This window comes from Microbacterium sp. ZW3a (assembly GCF_057167165.1).
In genome coordinates, this window is sequence record NZ_CM169903.1 from 24,291 (window position 1) to 46,025 (window position 21,735).

The 21,735-nt window shown below is 69.4% G+C and carries 21 protein-coding genes and 1 tRNA gene; 12 read left to right on the forward strand and 10 right to left on the reverse strand.

What is annotated here, in order from left to right; all coding sequences use genetic code 11:
- The first annotated feature begins 6 nt into the window (after positions 1 to 6).
- The 4 genes from ACU6WY_RS00130 (at position 7) to ACU6WY_RS00145 (ending at position 1,636) form a co-directional block, all read left to right on the forward strand.
- Positions 7 to 90: transfer RNA gene (locus ACU6WY_RS00130), tRNA-Leu, on the forward strand.
- Positions 91 to 633: 543 nt separating this feature from the next.
- Positions 634 to 819: a hypothetical protein gene (locus ACU6WY_RS00135; protein ID WP_483820468.1), complete on the forward strand. Its 186-nt coding sequence runs from the start codon at positions 634 to 636 to the stop codon at positions 817 to 819.
- A 77-nt stretch (positions 820 to 896) separates the two neighbouring features.
- Complete coding sequence (locus ACU6WY_RS00140; RefSeq protein WP_483820469.1) at positions 897 to 1,019, forward strand: hypothetical protein; 123 nt, start codon at positions 897 to 899, stop codon at positions 1,017 to 1,019.
- A gap of 317 nt (positions 1,020 to 1,336) precedes the next feature.
- The gene (locus ACU6WY_RS00145; protein WP_483821933.1) at positions 1,337 to 1,636 is read left to right on the forward strand and encodes a TIR domain-containing protein; all 300 of its coding nucleotides are present in this window, start codon (positions 1,337 to 1,339) and stop codon (positions 1,634 to 1,636) included.
- A 94-nt stretch (positions 1,637 to 1,730) separates the two neighbouring features.
- Here the strand turns inward: ACU6WY_RS00145 and ACU6WY_RS00150 are convergent, their stop codons facing one another.
- From ACU6WY_RS00150 to ACU6WY_RS00165, 4 genes are read right to left on the reverse strand one after another with little or no spacing between them, the layout of a single operon-like run.
- On the reverse strand, positions 1,731 to 2,249 hold the full coding sequence (locus tag ACU6WY_RS00150) for a hypothetical protein (RefSeq protein WP_483820470.1): 519 nt from the start codon (positions 2,247 to 2,249) through the stop codon (positions 1,731 to 1,733).
- Entirely contained in the window at positions 2,246 to 2,563 is a 318-nt protein-coding gene (locus ACU6WY_RS00155) for a hypothetical protein (RefSeq protein ID WP_483820471.1), read from the reverse strand. Before ACU6WY_RS00155 ends, ACU6WY_RS00150 begins: the two co-directional genes overlap by 4 nt.
- The gene (locus ACU6WY_RS00160) at positions 2,560 to 4,965 is read right to left on the reverse strand and encodes a S8 family serine peptidase (protein ID WP_483820472.1); all 2,406 of its coding nucleotides are present in this window, start codon (positions 4,963 to 4,965) and stop codon (positions 2,560 to 2,562) included. The genes ACU6WY_RS00155 and ACU6WY_RS00160 overlap by 4 nt, the downstream gene beginning before the upstream one ends.
- 33 nt (positions 4,966 to 4,998) lie before the next feature.
- Entirely contained in the window at positions 4,999 to 5,967 is a 969-nt protein-coding gene (locus ACU6WY_RS00165) for an AAA family ATPase (protein WP_483820473.1), read from the reverse strand.
- A gap of 49 nt (positions 5,968 to 6,016) precedes the next feature.
- Between ACU6WY_RS00165 and ACU6WY_RS00170 the strand changes: the two genes are divergently transcribed.
- From ACU6WY_RS00170 to lanKC, 4 genes are all read left to right on the forward strand, one after another.
- A complete protein-coding gene (locus tag ACU6WY_RS00170) occupies positions 6,017 to 6,328 on the forward strand; it encodes a helix-turn-helix domain-containing protein (RefSeq protein WP_483820474.1) in 312 nt (103 codons plus the stop codon).
- Positions 6,329 to 6,928: 600 nt separating this feature from the next.
- The gene (locus ACU6WY_RS00175; RefSeq protein WP_483820475.1) at positions 6,929 to 8,248 is read left to right on the forward strand and encodes a sensor histidine kinase; all 1,320 of its coding nucleotides are present in this window, start codon (positions 6,929 to 6,931) and stop codon (positions 8,246 to 8,248) included.
- On the forward strand, positions 8,241 to 8,930 hold the full coding sequence (locus ACU6WY_RS00180; RefSeq protein ID WP_483820476.1) for a response regulator: 690 nt from the start codon (positions 8,241 to 8,243) through the stop codon (positions 8,928 to 8,930). The genes ACU6WY_RS00175 and ACU6WY_RS00180 overlap by 8 nt, the downstream gene beginning before the upstream one ends.
- Before the next feature lie 205 nt (positions 8,931 to 9,135).
- Entirely contained in the window at positions 9,136 to 11,715 is a 2,580-nt protein-coding gene (gene lanKC, locus ACU6WY_RS00185; RefSeq protein ID WP_483820477.1) for a class III lanthionine synthetase LanKC, read from the forward strand.
- A 428-nt stretch (positions 11,716 to 12,143) separates the two neighbouring features.
- Here the strand turns inward: lanKC and ACU6WY_RS00190 are convergent, their stop codons facing one another.
- Positions 12,144 to 12,455 carry a hypothetical protein gene (locus ACU6WY_RS00190; RefSeq protein ID WP_483820478.1) on the reverse strand — a complete coding sequence of 104 codons (312 nt, stop codon included), beginning with the start codon at positions 12,453 to 12,455 and terminating at the stop codon, positions 12,144 to 12,146.
- 140 nt (positions 12,456 to 12,595) lie between these two features.
- On the opposite strand from ACU6WY_RS00190, the gene ACU6WY_RS00195 reads away from it, so the two are divergent.
- From ACU6WY_RS00195 to ACU6WY_RS00210, 4 genes are read left to right on the forward strand one after another with little or no spacing between them, the layout of a single operon-like run.
- Positions 12,596 to 13,342 (forward strand): 3-oxoacid CoA-transferase subunit A, encoded by a 747-nt coding sequence (locus ACU6WY_RS00195; RefSeq protein ID WP_483820479.1) that lies wholly within the window; start codon positions 12,596 to 12,598, stop codon positions 13,340 to 13,342.
- Positions 13,339 to 13,986: a 3-oxoacid CoA-transferase subunit B gene (locus ACU6WY_RS00200; protein WP_483820480.1), complete on the forward strand. Its 648-nt coding sequence runs from the start codon at positions 13,339 to 13,341 to the stop codon at positions 13,984 to 13,986. Before ACU6WY_RS00195 ends, ACU6WY_RS00200 begins: the two co-directional genes overlap by 4 nt.
- A 1-nt stretch (position 13,987) precedes the next feature.
- The gene (locus tag ACU6WY_RS00205; protein ID WP_483820481.1) at positions 13,988 to 15,163 is read left to right on the forward strand and encodes a thiolase family protein; all 1,176 of its coding nucleotides are present in this window, start codon (positions 13,988 to 13,990) and stop codon (positions 15,161 to 15,163) included.
- Positions 15,164 to 15,197: 34 nt separating this feature from the next.
- A complete protein-coding gene (locus ACU6WY_RS00210) occupies positions 15,198 to 15,989 on the forward strand; it encodes an IclR family transcriptional regulator domain-containing protein (protein WP_483820482.1) in 792 nt (263 codons plus the stop codon).
- A gap of 10 nt (positions 15,990 to 15,999) precedes the next feature.
- Here the strand turns inward: ACU6WY_RS00210 and ACU6WY_RS00215 are convergent, their stop codons facing one another.
- The 5 genes from ACU6WY_RS00215 to ACU6WY_RS00235 form a co-directional block, all read right to left on the reverse strand.
- Complete coding sequence (locus ACU6WY_RS00215) at positions 16,000 to 16,281, reverse strand: AbrB/MazE/SpoVT family DNA-binding domain-containing protein (RefSeq protein ID WP_483820483.1); 282 nt, start codon at positions 16,279 to 16,281, stop codon at positions 16,000 to 16,002.
- A gap of 131 nt (positions 16,282 to 16,412) precedes the next feature.
- Positions 16,413 to 16,973 carry a hypothetical protein gene (locus tag ACU6WY_RS00220; RefSeq protein WP_483820484.1) on the reverse strand — a complete coding sequence of 187 codons (561 nt, stop codon included), beginning with the start codon at positions 16,971 to 16,973 and terminating at the stop codon, positions 16,413 to 16,415.
- A gap of 132 nt (positions 16,974 to 17,105) precedes the next feature.
- Positions 17,106 to 19,175 (reverse strand): heavy metal translocating P-type ATPase, encoded by a 2,070-nt coding sequence (locus ACU6WY_RS00225; RefSeq protein WP_483820485.1) that lies wholly within the window; start codon positions 19,173 to 19,175, stop codon positions 17,106 to 17,108.
- A gap of 22 nt (positions 19,176 to 19,197) precedes the next feature.
- Complete coding sequence (locus ACU6WY_RS00230) at positions 19,198 to 21,420, reverse strand: heavy metal translocating P-type ATPase (protein ID WP_483820486.1); 2,223 nt, start codon at positions 21,418 to 21,420, stop codon at positions 19,198 to 19,200.
- Entirely contained in the window at positions 21,417 to 21,728 is a 312-nt protein-coding gene (locus ACU6WY_RS00235) for a heavy-metal-associated domain-containing protein (RefSeq protein ID WP_483820487.1), read from the reverse strand. Before ACU6WY_RS00235 ends, ACU6WY_RS00230 begins: the two co-directional genes overlap by 4 nt.
- Positions 21,729 to 21,735: the final 7 nt, after the last annotated feature.

Below are 21,735 nucleotides of genomic sequence, written 5' to 3' on the forward strand. Positions count from 1 at the left end.
AGACACGCGCGAGTGGCGGAATAGGTAGACGCGCTGGCTTCAGGTGCCAGTGCCCGCAAGGGCGTGGGGGTTCAAGTCCCCCCTCGCGCACAGATGGCCGTATTGATGAATACGAGCGGAGATGTTCACAAATTGAAGTGGCCGGTCAGAACTATTTTCTAACCGGCTTCTTCGTTGCCGGGCGCTCGACCCGTCGGTGGCCTCTCCTACGCTCTGTGTTGCCCATCCCGAACTGAACCCGTTCACCCCGGGCTCGAGCTGCGGCCCCTCGGCTGGCCGGGCGTGACGATGAGGTATCGGCCTTCGACCTGCTTGTCGCGCGCACGCCGGAGCGGTCCGAGCCTCGTGCTCTACGGCTACCGTGGTGTCGGCAAGATCGTTCTTCTGAACGCCATGCGGATCAGGCTGAGCGGGCCGGATGGCTGTGCATCGACGTGGAGGCCCAGATCTCGGACGCCGGTCCGCAAGCCATCCGGCAACGGGTCGCCCAGAAGCTCAATGTGGCCTCCGAGCGCTTCGAGAATGGGTAGTCTTACCGACGCAGTACGAAGTGCGCTCGGGAAATTGACGGGTTTCTCGCTGTCGCTAGGAGTGGTGTCCATCGAAACCGCTCGCGAACCTGCGAGCGGGAGGGTGGAGTCACGCGTTATGGAGATCGACCTCGAAGAGGTCATCGAAGACTCTGGCGATGCACTGCGCGAGTCCAGCTCGGCCATCGGGATCTTCATCGACGAGATGCATGACGTCGACGACGAGCTCCTCTCTGCGCTACTGACCACTCAAAACCGCGCCGGACAGAAGACATGTCCTTCTACGTGATCGGCGCAGGACTGCCCGTCGACACGAAGCCGTAGTCGCAAGGCACGGTTCAGCGGCCCAACCCAGGAGTCGACGGCGTGCCAGAGTGGGAAGCCATACACGCTCTCATCGACAGCCTCTATGTCAGTTACGAGGTCGCACCGGAGTCGGACGTCCTCGCCGTGAACAAGATGCGCAAGGCCAGCTACCTCGTTCAGTAGCTGGTGGGCAGGGGTGACGGCGACGATTTCACGAAGACGGTGTCGTACATCACCTCCCGCGCCTCGGGGATGCCGCCCGCTCTTCGGCCAGGGGCAGAAGAGCCGTTCGACTTCTTCAGCAACTACGACCGGGAGCCGCGAGGGCGCCCCCGGGACCCAGCCGCCCTCGCGGCCCGAGCATAGGTTCGCTCGTCCGGGCATGACGGCACCACGCAATCGCCACCACGCCCGGCGAAGAGGTACGTCTTCGTTGGGCACGGGCGGGACGGGCCAGCGTACCAAGCACTGCTGCCTTCTAGCTGGTCCTCGACCTGCGCATCTTCACCTGGAACGACGCATCGCGCGAGGCCGGTGGAGGAAGGCCCCACACCCTCGACATCGCCAGAGCGGGCATCAACCTGGCCGACGCGGTGCTCCTCTTGATGACCCCGGACGACCTCGGGTGCGTGAAACACGAGTTCTACCAGCCGGTCCGCGATGAGGGCAGCGAGGCCGCAGAGGCCGGGCAGGCACGGCAGAACGTCATCTTCGAGGCCGGATGGGCGATGGCGCTCAACCAGGAGAAGGCTCTCCAACGACATCGAAAGCCGCCGTCAACTCATCGGCCGCCTCCGTAGCTTTGGCCTCGCGGTTGACGAAAACCACGAGCGCTGGCGAACTGCGGGGTCTTCCCCGAGCGGTGACATCGGCCCGGCGACTACGTGGATGTCGTCACGGCAGCAAGATGGGTGTCGCCGCCAGCGCAGGTCTCACCAGCTGAAAGGTGCCGAGATCCAGGCCGAACATCATCACCGCGCCTGCAAGCGCTGCCGCCGCGAGGGTGGCAACCGTAAGTGCCATCGAGATCCGCAGGCACCAGATGCTGACGTTCACCTCGCGCTGCTCCCAGTCCTGGAGGGCTCTTGCGCTGGCGATGCTCTTCATCGCTGGCCACCCGACGGAGGCGCGCAGCCCACACCCGATTGCAGCCAACGCGAGCACGACCGTGATGGTCAACACGGTGAGGCCCTGCTCACGTTGAAGCTGACTGGCCGCAGACAAGACGTCCGGCGCCGTCAGCAGGCTCGCCACGGCGACAGCCCCGCCAGAGAGGCCTGCTCCGGTCCGCCATCTCTCGGCTGACCGCCGCACGGCCGGTAGCTGGTTCGCCGTCATCTCTTTTAAACGCTCGCGCGCCTCGAGCTCTGAGGCTGTCAGCGGTCGCATCGATTTCAAGATGAAGGTCGTCATGCCACCATCTCCACGGTGATGCCCCAGGTCTGACCGCACCCGGTCCGTCCGGGCGGGCGACCTGCATGGGCTTCCGGACACGTGCACTCGATGTCCACGAGTACATCGCCAGCGCCTTGAGCAACCACGGCGTCCGGTTCAACTGCGGCGAGTTTGAGGTTGGCGGCGTACTTCACGTCGCCGCTGCAGTATGGGCATTTCCCGGTGAACTGCAGCCGGTGCCGTGACAGCGGTGTGATGACAATCGCGTTGTAGTGCGAGTGGTCAAAGGGAACGTTGGGGTCGGCTCCCCAGGCGGTGGGCTTGTGTGTCATGAGCGTCCGCGTGCTCTCGTGCGCGCGCTGGCGGTAAGCCGGGCTTCGGTGAGGGCGTGCAGGTCGAGTTGTGGTTGGCCGTGGGCGAGGAACTCTACTGCGAGGGCGTAGTCTTGCGCGGGGTTCTGTCGCTTCTGGCCTTCCGTCCAGGGGCTGTAGCTGTGCTCGATGACGAGGAAGTAGTTCTGGTCGTCGACGTTCCACGCGTCCGCGCTGCCGTTGGTGCGGAACGTACGACAGATCACCGTGTCGAGCTTGACGGCGCTCGTGCCCGGCTGCATCTGGGGGCGGTCGTGTCCGCCGGGAAGCGCGAAGCCTGCAGCGCCGTTACGTCGATCCTCCATGGTCGGCTGCTGACGGTAGATCTCGGCGATCTCGTCCAGAGTCTTGTTGCGGACGAACGACACCTTCAGGCGGCACGCCGTGTAGTCACGGCGGCTGCGCCGCACGCTCGGATTGAACGCCAAAGCGACTCGAAGCTCGCGATCCCAGCTCCCACTGGTGAACTCGTCGGGAACCGGCAGTTCGACCACCTGATAAGTGCTTCCCGGTATCGATCCTTCGTGCCAAAGGATCACCCTGTTCCCGCCGCTTTCGAGCACGTTCTCGGCCCTGGGCACACCGTAGGCGCCGTGCTGCACGGCGCCAGGCTTCGACGGCTGCGCGGACAGTGCGGTCAGCGCACGAAGTCGGTTTGCGCTGGCCGTCGGGTAGCGCGTTGCGATCTCGGCAACCTCGTGTGCGACATGCGGCGCAGCGAAGCTCGTACCCGCCACGGCTGAGAAGAGCCGCCCGCCAGGGGCAGGAGTGAGCGAAAGCGTGGCCACGTTGAAGTCGTTTCGGAGGGTGTCATTCGTGGCGTGATCCCACGCCCAACTCCCGCCGTGCCCGGAGAACTCCGGCTTCTGTCTGCCGGAGCCCGTCGGGCCGGTCCTCGAGAAGGGGGCCGCCTGACCGCTCTTCGTGATGGGGACGGCCTGCGGGAAGCGCGTCGTGTCGGGCGTGCTCGAATGCGCGACTGACCCCACCGTGACAGCAAGAGCGGCGGTGCCAGGGGCCGCGACGCGGGCGTACTCCTCTGCGAGATATGCCGGGTAGTCGGTCTTCCAGTGGGAGCCGGCGGGGAGGCTTCGCAGGTTCCCGGCGCTGACGACGACCACGAGGTCCAGTTCGCGGGCCACGGCGTCGATGACCGCGGAAAGGTCTGCTGGTAGGGCGCCATTATCGGGATAGTCCTGCGCGAAAGCGAAGACCACAACGCGCACGCCCTCCTCGTGCAGCCAGCGCATGGCGGCGCCAACCTGCTCGGCAGGTTCTCCCACGATCTCCGCGTTTCTGTCAGCGTTCGCATGTGCGACGCGGGCGGCGTAGATCGGGTGCGGCGCGCGTCCGACGGGTCCTTGCAGGAGGTCCGCGATCCGTCCCCACGCCGCGATGGCGGCGACCTGTGTGCCGTGAGTGGTTGCGTTGCCGAAAACTGCGGAGTTCGGGAAGTCGCGCCGCTTCTTGACGAGGCCCTTCATCCACGGGTTTGCGTCCACAACCAGGTCATCGATGATGCCGATGGGCTCGCCTTCGGCGACGACAGGAGCAGCCGGTCGAGGTGCCTCACTGATGTCCTCCGCTCTAATCTCTACGCTGATCGGTCCACGCACCCGCTCGACCAGCGGGTGATCCAAGAGCGCGTCCAGCAGCGATGCATCCACGTTGGCCCGGATGAAGATGCGGTCTGGGTCGTCCCCGTCAGCGATGAGTACGCGGGCGCGGGTGTCGTTGCTGTTGGCGATCAGTGCGGCGACCTCCTCGAGTCGCTCCTTTGCCAAACGTTCAGCTCCCCGCGTGGCGAGCGACGTCGGCCAGATGCTGATGTCGACCGTTGTGAGTTCCTCCCGCGCGGGGAGGGTGAGGTCCGGCGCGAGGCGGTCTTCGCGGCCGTACAGCTCGACGTTGGCGACGTTGTTGAGCGCGGCGAGCCAGCTCTTCGTGTCGGTGGCGTAGCCGTCCGGGTCGGCGTCGTACTCGTCGACCATCGTCTTGAGGAAAGCTCGTGAGTCCGCGTCGCTGAGCGCAAAGAACGCCTTGTCGTGGCTGAAGCCGAGCTGGAGCATCTTGTGCTCCCAGCTGCCGAGCCCAGCACTGCCGAAAGGCATCTTCCCGGTGATCTTCAACACCACGCGCCCGAGTTCACTGGCATCGATGCCGTCCTCATCCTCGGAAACGGCGTCGGAGACCGAACCGAACAACCCGGGTGCCTGCGATTCGAGGCCCTCGAGGATCCCCCGGAGGTTCGTAGCCTGCCCGCGCGCGTTGAACACGTAGCCCTCAGGCTCCTGCGGGAAGTTGTCGCGTCGCTTGTTACCGGTGAGTGTCAGCGGGGCGGGAAGCGGAAGATGGTCGGCCACGCGCCGATGCTAGGGCATCGGGCGGACGCCGTTCTACATCCAGGGTCGGGCGAGCGTCTCGGAGAGTGCCGTGTCGTAGTGGTTCGAGGCGGGTTCGCTTACGTCATCTAGGACAGCCGCCCTGCGTACCCAGTGCGCGAAGTACTCGACGGCTGCGTGCGGGCGCCCTTCGAGTTCGCGAGAGAGCGACCACTGCTGCTCGGGTGGGAGCTCTGGGAGGAGGCGACTGAGCAGCTCGACGATCTCTGGCTGACCGGGCAGGGGAAGCTCGACGATGGCGTCAAATCGACGCCACAGTGCGGAGTCAAGGACACCCGAGTGGTTCGTTGCCGCGACGATGAGGGACGGCCCGCTGTATCGGTCGATCTGCTGAAGGACCGCGTTCACCACTCGGCGTAACTCGCCGTGGTCGCTGGGGTCGTCGCGGCGCTTACCCAGGCTGTCGAACTCGTCGAGGAACAGAACATAAGACCCGGAACTCGCGAACTCGAAGAGGTTGTTGAGGTTCGCAGCAGTCTCACCGAGATAGCTAGAGATCAGACCCTCCACGCGCGCGGTGACGAGCGGCCGTCCGAGCTCACCGGCAAGAGCCTCGACAGTGCTGGTCTTGCCGCACCCCGGCGGGCCGGAAAGAAGTAGTCGGTTGCGGCGCGGCAAGCCCGTGGCGTCGAGCGTGGACCAGTGGCGCACCTCGTTGAGCAGGGCCCGCAGAGAGCTCGCCGGCCCGTCGGCGAGAACGAGGTCGGACAGCAGAGCGTCCGGCCGGCTTGTGTAGGCCAGGGGCAGCGAGGAATCGCGGTCCACAGGCACCGCGGGGAGTTCGGGCTGCTCGTTGGCGGCGAAAGCGCTGTTGGCGGCGAGAATTCCTCGAAGCTCCCGAGCGAGCACGTTGTGCCGCTTGGCCTCTTCCTCCTGGATTATCGCCTGGGCTGCGCGGCGGAACTTCAAATCGTCCCGCTCTCCGTAGGCGGAGATGAGATCCCGCAGGTGACGTCCAGCCATGGTGGGAGTCTAACACCTTTCAATCCTTGCCTGAGAAAAAAGTAGTAAAGTGGACGTCGTGTCTGGCCGTCTACGTCGTGAAGAGATGCTGAATCTGCATCGCTCGACGGAACTATGCGAGGCGTTAAGGTCCGCGCGCGTCAAGGCAAAATTGTCGCGAGCTGAGCTAGCGGCCCGCGCCTCGGTAAACGCCTCGACCATCCAGAAGATCGAGGAAGGCCGCAGTGCGAACCCGGGCGTCTTCACCGTCGCGGCCCTCGCCGTCGCACTCGACCTTGACCTCGCCGATGTGCTGCGGCGTCGTACCGGGCGTCTGAGGACAGGCAAGCTCAGCGCGCTCGAAGCACGCGACGACAACTGAGGTCCTATCTACGGATTTCGCCGACGTGCTGCGCGATGGCGCACAACGCTTCCACCGTGTTCGGGGCGTGAATGACGTCGATTTGGGAGGTGAGCGAACCATGAATGCGTCCGCGGGTGGGTAGAGGTGCGAGTTTTGGATACTCGGTCAGGTCGTCCGCGACGGGCTCCGAGTATGCCCGCGCAGCCCGCGCGTCACCGGGAACCCAACGGTAGGTGAGCAGGACTACGCCCGAGGCAGGAGCACCGTTCACGCCAGAGCGCCCGGCGGACTAGTCCGGCGCCTTTCGCCCCAGGACCGTGCGTCGCACGCCTGGCGCGAGCTCGAAACCGGCCGCGAACACGAGCCCAAGCGCAGGACCGATCTCGTCGCCGTCCGTTTGCGCCGATAGTCGGCCTTAACGACGAAGGGCCCGGGTTCATCCCGGGGCCTTCGTCCTTGTCTGCGGGAGCGGTAGGGCTGTCTCGCCGCACGCCTGGCGAAGGTCGCTTCACCGCAGTCCGGGGCCCTCCTGCACCGTTCGGACCATCCGCACAGGAGAATGCCCCTTATGGAAACCCCGTCGCGCTCGGCCGTCGCCCCTCTTGAGTTGCGTGTCTGATGTCCACGCAGACAACGGGTCTGGAGTCCCCGTTCGACGGGGCGGAAGCCCTCGAAGAGCGAGTGCCGCAGCGCGCTAGGAATCCGGTGGTCCGCACGCTGCGCTCGCCCGTGTTCATCGCCGTGGTGTTTCTCGCCACCGTGGTGCAGGTCTGCAGCGACCCGGTGCTCGCCATCACGAGCGGGACGGGGGAGTGGGCCCATAGCCTCGCACCGCAGGTGGTCATCGCACTCGCCGCGGTCGTCTGCTTTGCGCAGGCCGTGTGCGTGTCGCAGCTGGCTTCGCGGCCCGAGCTGGCGATGCTCGGCGCGGTCGGCTCCTACCTCCTGGTCGCGGTCGTGCTCGGTGTCCCCACCTGGGCGACCCCCATGCAACTCGTGGTCGCGATCGCGATGTTCGCGCTCGGCAGTGCCCGGGCGATCCCCGTGGCCGCCGCGTGGGCGGCGGCCGGAGTTGTCGCCGCGTTCGCCGCGCTCGGCGCGTGGGCGGCGAGTGTGGGCGCCCCACCGGAAGCGATCGCGGGCTTCCTCCTCACGGAGGGCGTGTCATTGGCATCCCTCTCGTTCGCCGGTGCGACGCTCGGGATGCTCTGGGCGGTGCTGGATCGGCGGGCGGCGCAGGCGCGTCAGCATGCACGCGAGGTCGAGATGCGACAGGCCGAAGAGATCGAGGCCTCCCGCAACGCCGAGCGCGGGCGGATCGCGCAGGAACTGCACGACGTCGCCGGCCAGCACCTGGCGGGCCTGGTGTCGCTGTGCGACGCGTCGGTGGAGCTCGCCCCCGCACACCCGCAGCAGGCCCTGCAGCTGATCGACGAGGTTCGCGCCGAAGGGCGCTACGCCGCCGCCAGCCTCTACGGCGCCCTCGGAGATCTACGCGCCGTCGACGCCACAGCGCATACTCCGACCCCGGATCTCCGCAGCCTCGCCGACCTCGTGAGTTTCTGGCGAGCGCGGGGCATGGATGTGGCACTCGAGGCGAAGGGCGATGTCGAACTGGCGCCCGTCGTCGTCTCGACGACGGCGTATCGCGCCGTTCAGGAGGCGTTGTCCAACGCCGCGAAGCACGCCTCGGGAGCCGCCGTCCGTGTGCACGTGGACGTGGACCCGGGGCTGCTGACCGCGACGGTCGTCAACGGCACGCCGCGGCGGCCCCGGGCCGACGAGAACGGTCTCGGACTGGGCTGGGGGTTGGATACCCTGCGCCAGAAGCTCACCCTCGTCGACGGCTCGCTCCGTGCTGCCTCCGATGATGCGGGGGGATGGCGTTTGGAGGTGGAGATCCCCCTTCCGAGGACGACGGAGGAAGCCCGTGACTGACAGCGACCCGATCCGGGTGCTCATCGCCGACGACAACCGCACCTACCGTCGCGGCGTCCGGCTGCGCCTGGAGCACGCGGACGGCATCGTCGTCGTCGGCGAAGCCGCCACGGGTCGTGACGCCGTCGCCGGGGCGCTGTCCGAGCGGGCCGACGTCGTTCTCATGGACCTGGAGATGCCGGAGATGAACGGTATCGACGCCACGCGTGCCGTCGTGGAGGAGTCGAGTGGGGCCACGCGCGTGATCGCCCTGACCAGTCATGGCGAGGATCACCTGGTCATGAGTGCACTCGGCAACGGCGCCTCGGGGTATCTCTTGAAGACCCACGACAGCGGCCAGCTCGTCGACGCCATCCGCGCCGCCCACCGTGGGGATGCGCTCATGTCGTCACGCGTGACCCGCTCCGTCCTCCACGACATCGCTCAGCGTCGCCTCACCGAGGAGGACCGCACGAAAGTGGCATCCCTCAGCCCGTCGGAGGTCCGCGTGGTGCAGCTTCTCAGCGAAGGAATCACCTCGAACGAGCAGATCGCCGCGCATCTCGTCGTGTCGGTGAATACGGTGCGCACGCACATCCAGTCGTCGATGCGGAAGGTGGGGGCCGCCGACCGCACGCAGCTCGCGCTGTGGGGTGTGCGGGTGCGAGCGGAGCTGCTCCCTCATCCGAATGGACGATTTTGACGCCCCTTTCTCGAGTTCTCGTCGTTCGTGGGCTCCCCGCGTGCGAACTCGACGATTGACCGTTTGATCGGCCGAATACCCAGAGGGCGCGAGCGCGCGAGGGCGTCCTCGACCTCCCGTGCCGTCGGACGCGGTGCATACGCCCGCATACACCATGGCTTCACGCCGCGTACCTACGGCGTACAGAGGCTCTGGGGCGGGGGGCATGGACGCGATCTATCCGGTGTTCGCCCGCGCGGACCCGACCTTTTACGATCACCCCCGCGTGCGCCCCCCGTTGCCCGCTGACCGCCCCTTCGTCGTGGACGCCGATCCCGCGTGGCGGCACGTCGACGACGGTATCTGGAGCTACTTCGAGGCGCCCGCGACGGTCCTGCCCGAGCAGGGGTGGAAGGTGCATCTGAGCACCACTCCGGATGCCGCGGAGTCCCTGCTCCGGATCGTGTCCGCCTACTGCCTCCGAGAGGGCCTGGCGTTCAAGCACCTCTCCCGCGCGAGCGTGCTCGCCGCCTCGAACGCGAAGGATGCCGGACGGGAGGGGTCGGGGAAGTTCCTCACGATCTACCCGGTCACCATCCCGCAGCTCCACCGTGCCCTGCTCGATCTCGGCCGTCTCACCGCCGACCAGGACGGTCCGCACATCCTCTCCGATCTCCGCTGGCACGAGGGCCCGGTCTTCGTGCGCTACGGCGGATTCCACCGGATGTTCGTAGAGATCGACGGCGTGCAGACACCGGCGATCCGGCATCCCGACGGCCACCTCGTCGCCGACCTCCGCCGCCCCGGGTTCGAGCCGCCCGCCTGGGTCGGCATCCCGCCGTTCCTCCGGGAGCTGGTCGACGAGCTGCGCGAACTGCGCCCACCGGACGGGTTCCCTCAGGTCACGGGCGTGCTGCACCACTCCAACGCGGGCGGGGTGTACACCGCGACCGATGCCGGGCGCGACGTCGTGGTGAAAGAGGCGCGGCCGTACGCGGGCGTGACCCCGGACGGCCTCACCGCCGTGGAGCGCGCGGAGCACGAGGCCCGCATCCTCCGGCAGTTGCCCGGCCGCGGAACGGTTTCGCTGATCCGAGACTTCGGTGCCCTCGGCCACCGCTACCTCGTGCTCGAGCGCGCGCGGGGGGTGCCCCTGCATCAGGCGGTCGTCGCTCGCCATCCGCTCGTGTCAGCCGTCGTCGACGAGTCCGATGTCGACGCGTACCGGGAGTGGGCGCAGCAGGTCGGAGATCGCGTGCAGGACATCATCGAGGGCGTGCACGCGGCCGGCTTCGCGCACGGCGACGTGCACCCCGGCAACTTCCTCGTCGACGACGACGGCGGGATCACCCTCATCGACTTCGAGATGGCTCGACCCGTCACCGAGAATGCGCCGGTGGCGATCGGCGCGCCGGGCTTCGTCGCACCCGACTTCGTCTCGGCCGACGCGCGCGGCGGAGCGGCGGCCGACCTGTTCGCGGTGGGACGCATCCAGCTGTTCCTGTTCGCACCGATGACCCCCTTGCTCGATCTGCACCCGGCGAAGGAGGCGGAGGTGCGCGCGTGGGTCACCGAGCGGTTCCGCCTGGATGGCCCCCCTCGTACGACGGTCGCCGACCCGGACCGTGCCGGCGAGCCGCTCGACACCCTCGTCGAGGACCTCTCGCGCCAGCTCCTCGCGGATGCCACCCCCGACCGGGAGGATCGGCTGTGGCCGGGGGACCCCGCGCAGTTCGACGAACCGCCCTACGCCCTCGCTCACGGAGGGCTCGGGCCTCTCCTCGCCCTGCACGCCGCGACGGGAAACCTGCCGGAGCGGCTCGTGGCCTGGTGTGAGGACGCGGTGCGGTCTGCGCCGCCGCAGTCGGGGCTCATGGACGGTCTGGCGGGCGCCGCGGCCTCCTGGGAGATGCTCGGATGCCACGAGGCGGCGGACGACGCGCTCGAACGCTGCCTCGATGCCCCGGTGCGCTGGGAGGCGCCCGGTCTCTACGGGGGCCCAGCGGGAACCGCGCTCGGTCTGCTCCGCCTCGCGGATCGGCATCCGGAGCTCATCGGAGAGGCGCGGCGCATCTTCGACGAGGTGGCCGAGCGCGCGGGTGGGTGGCGCGAACGCTCGTCCGCTCCCGTGGCGACCGGCGCCGGCGGGCTGCTGCGGGGTCCGAGCGGCGTCGCGCTCTTGGCACTGTCGCTCTTCGACCGCGGGGGCGAGGCCGACCTTCTCGCGCTGGCGGAGGCGGCGATCCGTTCCGACCTCGACCGGTGCGTGCCGACCGCCGACGGTTCGCTGCAGATGAATGAAGGATGGCGGTTCCTGCCCTATCTGGGTTCGGGGTCCGTCGGCGTGGCCCACGCGCTCGCCGCCCTGAGGGAAAGAGACCCGTCTACCGAGCTGGCGACGAAGTTCGCGGCCCTCGACCTCGCCGCGCACCCCGAATTCGTGCTCGAGTCCGGACTGTTCCAGGGGCGGAGCGGCCTGATGCTCTTCCTCGCCGGAGCGGGAACGGACTCCGCGGACCAGACGGCTGCACTGCGGCGCCACTCTCGCCTTCTGGCCCTGCACGCGATTCCCCGCCCCCACGGTGTCGGCTACCCGGGTCGCGCGCTGCTGCGCCTCTCGTGCGACCTGGCCACCGGATCCGCGGGCGTGCTTTGGACTCTCGCGAGCCTCCGCGACGGTCGACGCCGTTCGTTGCCGTTCCTCGACCTCCCCCCGGTCGACGCTGCCCGATTCCGGGCACGAGGTCCGGGGGGAGGTGACACGAATGGGATACCTGCTCTCCTTGCAGACGCTCGAGCGCGGTGAGACCGAGCGCAGCGAGGTCTTCGCCAGCTCTTGGAGCACGTCGATCTGCTACAGCAGCACGTCGACCGGCCTCTGCTGATCGGTGATCGCCTGACGTGTGCGGGCGTGGGGTCTTTGCACCCCGCGCCCGCATCGGTATGCCCCACCGCGCGAAAAGAGTGGGCGGGGGCCGCCCCCAATTCCGGCCCCCGCCCAGCGTCGGCGTCCGACCCGAACGGACACCGAGTGCGTCGAGACCATCGACACTCGCGCGGACGATCCCGGTGCCCAGAAGCTATCCCGCCGGTCCGGGCGGCTCGTCGGCGCTTTCGCGTCGTACCAGGCGGAAACCTGCTCGTTCTCGCGGGATTCGGCCCCCTGCGGCACGTTCCGGCGCGGCGAAGTCGTCGACGAATCTCATCCGAATGGACGACCGGGCCCCGACGTGGTCACTCGCGCGCGGGTAGTCCGTGGTTGTGCACGGCGACGGCAGCCACGTACGGCACCAAGAGGAGTGCAGCCAGGGTGGTCCCCGTGATCACGCCCGCCACCCACGGCTCGGACGCGAGGGCGGAAGCGGACATCGCCATCCCCAAGGAAGCGCACCCGGCACCCACGGCACGGAGGAGAACGGCGCTGCCGGGGACCTTCTGCGGGTTCGTCCACAGTGGCATCCGTTCGCCCGGGTAGGGCCGCAGGGCCTGCGCGATCGACCACCACCACAGCACCGCACCGACTCCGACGAGAACGAACCACCCCATCGCTCCATCCGAACACGGACGCCGGAGAGGGACAAGGCCGCACCGAGAACAGGGGGAGGGGGGGATGCCACTGGCGCCGGGCCGCAGGGCGGAGTATCTTCGCTCTGCGAACACACGTTCGCAGAACGAACAGAGGAACCATGATCGACAAGACCGTGCCCGACGTCGCGGCGGCCGTGGCCGGCATCGCGGACGGTGCGACCGTGATGATCGGCGGATTCGGGCGCGCGGGGCAGCCGGTGGAGCTCATCGACGCGCTCATCGCCCACGGCGCGCGTGACCTCACGGTGGTCAACAACAACGCCGGTAACGGCGACACCGGGCTGGCGGCCCTGCTGAAGGCCGGGCAGGTGCGCAAGATGATCTGCTCGTTCCCGCGGCAGAGCGACTCGTGGGTGTTCGACGAGCTGTACCGCGCGGGGAGGATCGAGCTGGAGCTCGTGCCGCAGGGCAACCTCGCCGAGCGAATCCGCGCGGCCGGGGCGGGAATCGGGGGGTTCTTCACTCCCACCGGCTACGGCACCCTCCTCGCCGAGGGCAAGGAGACCCGCCGTATCGGCGACCGGGATTACGTGCTCGAGTACCCGATCCACGCCGACGTCGCGCTGATCAGTGCCCGCCGCGCCGACAGATGGGGCAACCTCGTCTACCGCGAGACCGCCCGCAACTTCGGGCCGATCATGGCCGCCGCCGCCACGACCACCGTGGTGCAGGCCGACGAGATCGTGAGCCTCGGCGACCTCGACCCCGAGTCGGTCATCACGCCCGGGCTCTATGTCGATCGCGTCGTCGCGGTGGGGGAGCGCCCCTGGCTGAACGAGGGCGCCTTCGTCGGGGGCGTCGACATCGAGGGGCGCCCGCTCGCCCGGAACGGAGCGGCATCGTGACCACCCGCGTCTCACGGACCGCGCTCGCCGCGCGCGTGGCATCCGACATCCCCGAGGGGGCGGTCGTCAACCTCGGCATCGGAGCCCCGACCCTCGTGGCCGACTTCCTTCCCGAGGGCCTCGAGATCGTGTTGCACACCGAGAACGGCATGCTGGGCATGGGGCCCGCGCCCGTGGCCGACCGCGTCGACCCCGACCTCATCAACGCCGGCAAACAGCCGGTCACCGCGCTCGCCGGGGCCGCGTTCTTCCACCACGCCGACTCGTTCGCGATGATGCGTGGCGGACACCTCGACGTGTGCGTGCTGGGGGCGTTCCAGGTGTCGGCCGGGGGAGACCTCGCGAACTGGTCCACCGGGGAGCCGGGCGCGATCCCGGCGGTGGGCGGGGCGATGGACCTCGCGATCGGGGCGAAAGACGTCTACGTCATGACCGACCTCCTCACCAAGCAGGGTGCCCCGAAGCTCGTCGCCGCGTGCACGTACCCCCTCACCGGGGTCGGCTGCGTCTCGCGGGTCTACACCGATCACGGCGTCTTCGACGTCACCCCCGACGGCTTCCGCGTGCGCGAGCTGTTCGGCGACAACACCCACGCCGAGGTCGAGGCCCTCCTCGGACTCGACCTCATCGCCGCAGGAGACTGACATGACCGCCAGCTACGTCTACGACGCCGTCCGCACGCCGTTCGGTCGTGCCGGGGGAGCCCTCTCGTCGGTGCGCCCCGACGACCTGGCCGCGGTGGTCATGGCGGCCACCGTCGAGCGCGCCGGGATCGACCCGGCCCGCATCGACGACGTGATCTTCGGTGACGCCAACCAGGCGGGGGAGGACAACCGCAACGTCGCGCGCTTCGGTGCGCTGTTGGCGGGATTCCCCACCTCGGTCACCGGCACGACCGTCAACCGCCTCTGCGCCTCCTCGCTCGAGGCGGTCATTCAGGCCTCCCGGGCGATCGAGGCGGGCGATGCCGGAATCGTGCTCGCCGGCGGCGTCGAGTCGATGAGCCGCGCTCCCTACGTCGTCGAGAAGGCCGCGAAGCCGTTCCCGGCGGTGGGCAACGCGACGATGTGGAACACCGCGATCGGGTGGCGCATGACCAACCCGGCCCTGCCGACACACTGGACGATCTCCAACGGCGAGTCCGCCGAGAAGATCGCGCGCGAGTGGGGGATCACGCGGGAGGCTCAGGATGCCTTCGCCGTGCGGTCGCATCAGCGCGCGGCATCCGCCTGGTCGGCGGGCGTCTTCGACCGCGAGATCGTGCCGGTGCCCGGCGTCGCGCTGAGCCGCGACGAAGGCATCCGGGACGACACCTCGGTCGAGAAGCTCGCGGGGCTGAAGGCGCTGTTCGCCGCGGACGGGCAGGGGAGCGTCACGGCAGGCAACTCCTCGCCGATCAACGACGGAGCTTCGGCCGTGCTCATCGGCGCCGAAGGGGCACTGGATGCCGAGCCTCTCGCGCGCATCGCCGGCCGGGCCGCGCACGGCGTCGACCCCGACGTGTTCCCGATCGCGCCGATCGAGGCGGCGAACACGGCGCTCGCGCGGGCGGGGAAGACGTGGGCCGACGTCGACGTCGTCGAGCTCAACGAAGCCTTCGCGTCGCAGTCGCTCGCGTGCCTCGCCGGTTGGCCGGAGCTCGACCCCGAGAAGCTCAACGTGCACGGCGGGGCGCTCGCGATCGGGCACCCGCTCGGCGCGTCGGGCGGCCGCATCATCGGCCGCGCCGCACATGAGCTGGCCCGCCGCGGCTCCGGTGTGGCGGTCGTCGCGATCTGCATCGGGGTCGGGCAGGGCCTCGCCGTCGTGCTGGAGCGGTGACTCCCGGGCGCGCCGGGATGGATAGGGTGAGCCGGTGACCGACGCCGATCCCCTCCCCGACACCGACGGCCCGGGCGACATCGTCCAGGCCTTCGTGCGCGGACTCGCGGTCATCCGTGCTTTCGACGCCGAGAATCCCGAGCTCACCCTCAGCGAGGTCGCGCGTCGCGCCGACGTGACGCGCGCCGCCGCCGGACGGTTCCTGCGTACGCTGCAGACCCTCGGCTATGTGCGCAACGACGGCCGGTCGTTCGCTCTAACCCCGCGCGTGCTCGAGCTCGGCTACAGCTACCTGTCGTCGCTGTCGCTGCCCGAGGTGGCGCAACCGCATCTCGAGGCGCTCTCTCGGTCGGTCGGCGAGAGCGCCTCGGCCGCGGTCCTCGACGGCGCCGACGTCGTCTACGTCGCGCGCGTGCCGGTCCGCCGCATCATGTCGGTCGGCATCACGGTCGGCACGCGGTTCCCCGCCGCGGCCACGAGCATGGGCCGCGTGCTGCTGGCCGCGGCATCCGATCGGACGCGCGACGAGGTACTCGGCGAGGCGCCGCTGGAGCCCCTCACCCCCCGCACGCTCACCGACCCCGATGCCGTGCGCCGCGAACTCGACCGCGTGCGAGAACAGGGCTGGGCGCGCGTCGACGGGGAGCTAGAGCCGGGCCTGCAGTCGCTCGCGGCACCCGTCCGATCCCGCGGCGGTGAGGTCGTCGCCGCGATCAACCTGTCGATGACGAGCGGGCGCTACCCCGAGGTCGAGGTCGCGGAGCGGCTGATCCCCGCCCTGCTCGGCGCCGCCCGCGACATCGAGGCCGATCTGCGCACGCCCTGACCGGCGCCGGTCAGCCTTCAGGCGACGAGGACTCCGGTTCTGAACTGTCGGCGATCTCGCGAAGAGGGTCTTCGGAGGCGCTCGGAGTATCAAGACGTTCCAAAGTCTCACCGACGACGTAGCGACGCTCCACGACCTCCGCGGGAACCAGTTGGATTATGCCCGGAACCTCGTCGCTGACTCGCCAGAAGAACTCGTCGCCAGGTTCGATGGACAGAGCGCGAGCGATCTTGACCGGCAGGCGGATCTGCAGCTTCGAACTGAGCGGGTGCGGTCCATCGAGGGAGGCCATTGACACATGGTGCGCGTGACTTACTTTTTTACAATCCGCTGGTACCATCGTGGCGATGCTCCTCCATCGCGGTGGTAGGGGAAGTGAGCCCGGGATTTCCTGCTGTTTGTGGGGCCCGGGTTTCGCGTTTCTCAGGTGCACACCCAGAGTTGGCGAGAGAGCCTGTCGCTCCACCGCGGATCGCCGGCGAGCCTGGCGTTCATCGCTCCGCATACAGCGTCTGGTACCCAGAGGAGCGGCTCATCGATACCTCGGTGGTGATTCACCCGAACTGAACCCGTGATCACCCGCCGGGTTCGGAGGTTCGAAACCATCTTCATGTCTCGCTGATCGTCGGCCTGACCGCGAGATTCCATCACAACCTGCTCGACGGCCTCGAGGCCCTCCACCTCGTGGAACAGTCGCTCCATGCAGCTGCGTCGACGGCGTTCTGCGGAGTCGCTGCCCGGTGGCTCGACGACCACGGCCCAGTGGATGAACGGCATTTCTGCGATCAGCTCGATGGTCGCTGCGCGCACGGAGTCGACTGACTCGTACCAGTGCAACTTCTTCTGGCGCCGGGGTTTGAGCCGCATGAGACGCTGCCGAAGGTCATCGAGGTCCTCCACGAGCGGCATCGACGCGACCATGATGTAGGGGCCGCCGTGCCCGGTGCCGTTCGGTTCAGACTCATCCACGAAGGCGTACTGCATCAGTCGTCGTGCCGCGCGATTCCCACGCCCAGGACTCGTGGCGATGTGAGCATGGCGTGAGGCTACATGGATACCAACCCTGGGATTGATCGACTGTGGAGGCCGATCTGCGCACGCCGTGACCGGCGCCGGTCAGCGCAGTGGCGCGACCGTGTCGGGGCGCAGGTCGAGGCGGCGTAGCAGCTGCGCGTTCAGGGCGACGACGATCGTCGACAGCGACATGAGGATCGCCCCGACCGACATCGGCAGCACGAACCCGATCGGCGCGAGCACCCCGGCGGCCAGCGGCACCGAGAGGAGGTTGTACCCGGCCGCCCACCACAGGTTCTGCCGCATCTTGCGGTAGCTCGCGCGTGACAGCTCGACCACCGACAGCACCGACCGTGGATCGTCGCTAGCCAGCACCACTCCGGCCGAGGCGATCGCGACGTCGGTTCCCGCGCCGATCGCCAGGCCCACGTCGGCGCGCGCGAGAGCGGGCGCGTCGTTGACGCCGTCGCCGACCATGGCGACCCGGCGCCCCTCGCCCTGCAGCTCGGCCACCGCCGACGCCTTGTCTTCCGGGCGGACGCCGGCGAAATACCTCTGGATGCCGAGCTCGCGAGCAACCGCGCCCGCCACGGCCTCGGCATCCCCGGTGATCATCACGACCTCCATGCCGCGGTCGAGGAGGGCGCGGACGGCCACGGCGGACTCGGGCCGGATCTCGTCGGCCAGCCGCAGCGCGCCCACGGTCTCGCCGCCCGCGACCACGTGGAGGATGATCGATCCGTCGGCCCGCCACTCCTCGGCGACCGGGAGCTCGGCGGTGCCCTCTTCCTCGAGCATCGCGGGCCCGCCCACCCGCACGATCCTCTCGCCGACGGCAGCCCGCACCCCCACCGCCGGGGAGGACGAGAAATCCGTGGATGCCGGGACGGAGAGGTCTCGCTCGCGGGCGGCGCGCACGATCGCCCGCGCGAGCGGGTGCTCGGAGTCGGACTCGGCGGCCGCGGCCCAGGCCAGCACCGTGTCGGCATCGGCACCGGGGGCCGCCTCGATCGCGGTCACCGCCGGCTCGCCCCGGGTGAGCGTCCCCGTCTTGTCGAACAGCACGGTGTCGACCGTCCGCATGCTCTCCAGCGCGAGGCGATCCTTCACCAGGACTCCGCCGCGCGCCGCGCGCTCGGTCGCGATCGAGACGACGAGGGGGATCGCGAGACCCAGGGCGTGCGGGCACGCGATGACGAGCACGGTGATCGTGCGGACGACGGCGGCATCCGGCATCCCGATCAGGGTCCAGGCGGCGGCGGTCAGAACCGCCGAGCCCAGGGCGAACCAGAACAACCAGGCCGCGGCGCGATCGGCGAGGCGCTGGGCACGGGAGGAGGAGCTCTGCGCCTCGGCGACGAGCGTGCGGATGCCGGCCAGCGTGGTGTCGTCGCCGATCGCCGTCACCTCGACGCGCACGCCGGAATCAGTCGCGACGGTCCCGGCGATGACGGTGTCGCCCTCGCCGCGGGAGACCGCGCGCGACTCGCCCGTGATCATCGACTCGTCCATGCGCGCCGAGCCCCCGACGATGCGCCCGTCCGCGGGAACACGGGCGCCCGGGCGCACGACGACGACGTCGCCGACGCGCAGGTCGGCGGGGGCGACGGTGACGGTGGTGTCGCCCTCGACCCGCTCGGCTTCGTCGGGGAGAAGCGCCGAGAGAGAGTCGAGCGCCGAGGTGGTCTGGGCGAGCGAGCGCATCTCGATCCAGTGGCCGAGCAGCATGATGACCACGAGGAGGGCGAGCTCCCACCAGAAGTCGAGTTCGTGGTCGAGGAGGCCGAGGCTGGCTCCCCACGAGGCGACGAACGCGACGGTGATCGCGAGCGCGATGAGGAGCATCATTCCCGGGGCTCGGCCGCGGATCTCGGACACCGCTCCGGTCAGGAACGGCGCCCCGCCCCACACGTACATGACCGTGCCCAGGAGCGGGGACACCCACGGCACCCAGGCCCCCGAGGGGAGGGTGTAGCCGATCAGGTCGGCGAACATCGGGGAGAAGCCCACGACGGGCACCGCGACGACGAGCATGATCCAGAAGAGCCGACGGAACCGGGCGACGTGGTCGCCGTGGCCTCCGTGCCCGCCGTGGTTCGCGTGCTCGGTGGGTTCGGTGTGTTCGGGGGCCTCCGCCGCCGCGGTGTGTTCGTGGTGATCGTGCGAGGTCATGGCATCCCTCTCTCTACGGATCTCAGCGGGCGCCGGTCTCGGCCCGGAAGCGGCGCAGGCGCAGACTGTTGGTCACGACGAACACCGAAGAGAGGGCCATCGCCGCCGCCGCGACCAGGGGGTTGAGGAGGCCGGCCATCGCCAGCGGGATCGCGGCGACGTTGTACGCGAACGCCCAGAACAGGTTGCCCTTGATGGTGCCGAGCGTGCGGCGTGCGAGCAGCACGGCATCGGCTACGACGAGCAGGTCGCCCGAGACGACCGTGACGTCGCTCGCCGCGATCGCGGCATCGGTTCCGCCGCCCATGGCGATGCCGAGATCCGCGGCGGTGAGGGCCGCGGCGTCGTTCACGCCGTCGCCGACCATGGCGACGACCCGGCCCTCGGCCTGCAGGTCGCGCACGACGTCGAGCTTCTGCGCGGGGGTCACCTCCGCCCGAACGTCGTCGATGCCGACCTCGCCGGCCACGCGAGTCGCCGTCGCGGCGTTGTCGCCGGTGAGCAGCACGGGCCGCAGCCCTAGGTGACGGAAGCGGGCGACCGCCTCGGCGCTGGTGGGCTTGACGCTGTCGGCGACCGCGATCGCCCCGAGGTAGCGCCCGTCGCGCGCGACCCCGACGACCGTGGACCGTGCGGCAAGCTCGTCGAGTCGAGCCAGAACGGATGCCGCGGGCCCGGCGCTCCACTGCTCTCGCAGCCACGAGAGCCGCCCGGCGACGACCGCGGCTCCCGCCACGACGCCCTGCACGCCCTGCCCCGCGTGCGACGCGAAGTCCTCGACGGGGGCAACGGTGCCGGCGGCGTCGACGACGGCGCGGGCGACCGGGTGCTCGGACGCCGCCTCGACCGCGCCGGCCGCGGCGAGCAGGTCGTCGCGCGTCACGCCCTCGGCCGGAACGACGTCGACGACCGTCATGCGGCCGGTCGTGACCGTGCCCGTCTTGTCGAGCACGATCGTGTCGACGCGGCGGGTCTGCTCCAAGACCTGCGGACCGCGGATCAGGATGCCGAGCTGAGAGCCGCGCCCCGTGCCGACCAGGAGCGCCGTCGGGGTGGCCAGGCCCAGGGCGCACGGGCACGCGATGATGAGCGTCGCGACGGCGGCGGTGAAGGCGAGCTCGACGGACGCGCCCGCGACGAGCCACCCGACGAACGCCGCGACGGCGAGCACGATCACGATCGGCACGAAGACCGCCGACACGCGGTCGGCGAGGCGCTGCACCCGCGCTTTGCCGGTCTGAGCTTCTTCGACGAGTCGTCGCATGCGGGCGAGTTCGGTGTCGGCCCCGATCCGCGTGATCTGGACGGTGAGGCGCCCCGCCACCGTGATCGTGGCCCCGACGACGCGGTCGCCCTCGACCACCTCGACCGGGATCGACTCTCCGGTGAGCATGCTGGCATCCACCGCTGATGAGCCGGCGATGACGAGTCCGTCGGAGGGGATCTTCTCGCCGGGCCGCACGACGACGACGTCGCCCACGACGAGGTCGGACACGGCGACGGTGCGCTCGCGTCCGTTGTCGAGCCGTGTCGCCGTCGTGGCGCCCAGCTGCACGAGCGCGCGCAGAGCCGCGGAGGAGGCGGTGCGCGCCCGGGCCTCGGCGTACCGACCGGCCAGGAGGAACACGGTCACGAGCGCCGCGACCTCGAGGTAGATCTCGTGGCTCCCGGCCCCCGGTGTACCGAACAGGGTGAAGGTCATCGTCATGCCCGGCATGCCGGCGTCGCCGAAGAACAGGGCGTAGAGCGACCATCCGAACGCGGCGATCACGCCGAGGCTGATGAGCGTGTCCATCGTGACCGCGCCGTGGCGGGCGTTGATCGCCGCCGCGCGGTGGAACGGCCACGCGCCCCACACGGCGACGGGCGCGGTGAGGGTGAGGGCCAACCACTGCCAGTTCTCGAACTGCAGCGGCGGCACCATCGACAGCACGGCGACGGGAAGGGCCAGCGCGAGGCTGATCAGGAGCCGGCGCTTCAGGGCGGCAGTCTCGGGGTCGGCGTCGTCGGCCTCGGCCGGCTCCACCACCGGTGGCGCGGGCAACTCAGCCCGGTAGCCCGCCGCCTCGACCGTGGCGATGAGCGCGGCGGGGTCGAGATCGGCACCCCGCACACGAGCCTTCTCGGTCGCGTAGTTCACCGATGCTTCGACGCCGGGGAGCTTGTTGAGCTTGCGTTCGATCCGGGTGGCGCACGACGCGCACGTCATCCCGGTGATGTCGAGCTCGACGTCGACGGCGCTCATGCGGGCACGTCGGCGAGGGAGTAACCGGCCTCCTCCACGGCGTCGCACACCCGCGCGGGGTCGAGGGGGGCGGCGCTGTGGATCGTGACGCGGGAGACCTCGCCGACGTGCAGCTCGACCGACACGCGGTGCACGCCCTCGAGCTCGGAGATCTCTTCGGTGACGCTGCTCGCGCAGTGCGCGCAGGTCATGCCGGTCACCCCGACCTGCTGGGCGATGGCGTCGTCGGGGACAGAGGTGGATGCCGGGACCTCGACGCTCCGGGGGGAGCGGGCGTCGCGCAGGCCGAGATCGATGCGATCGTTCATGGTGTTC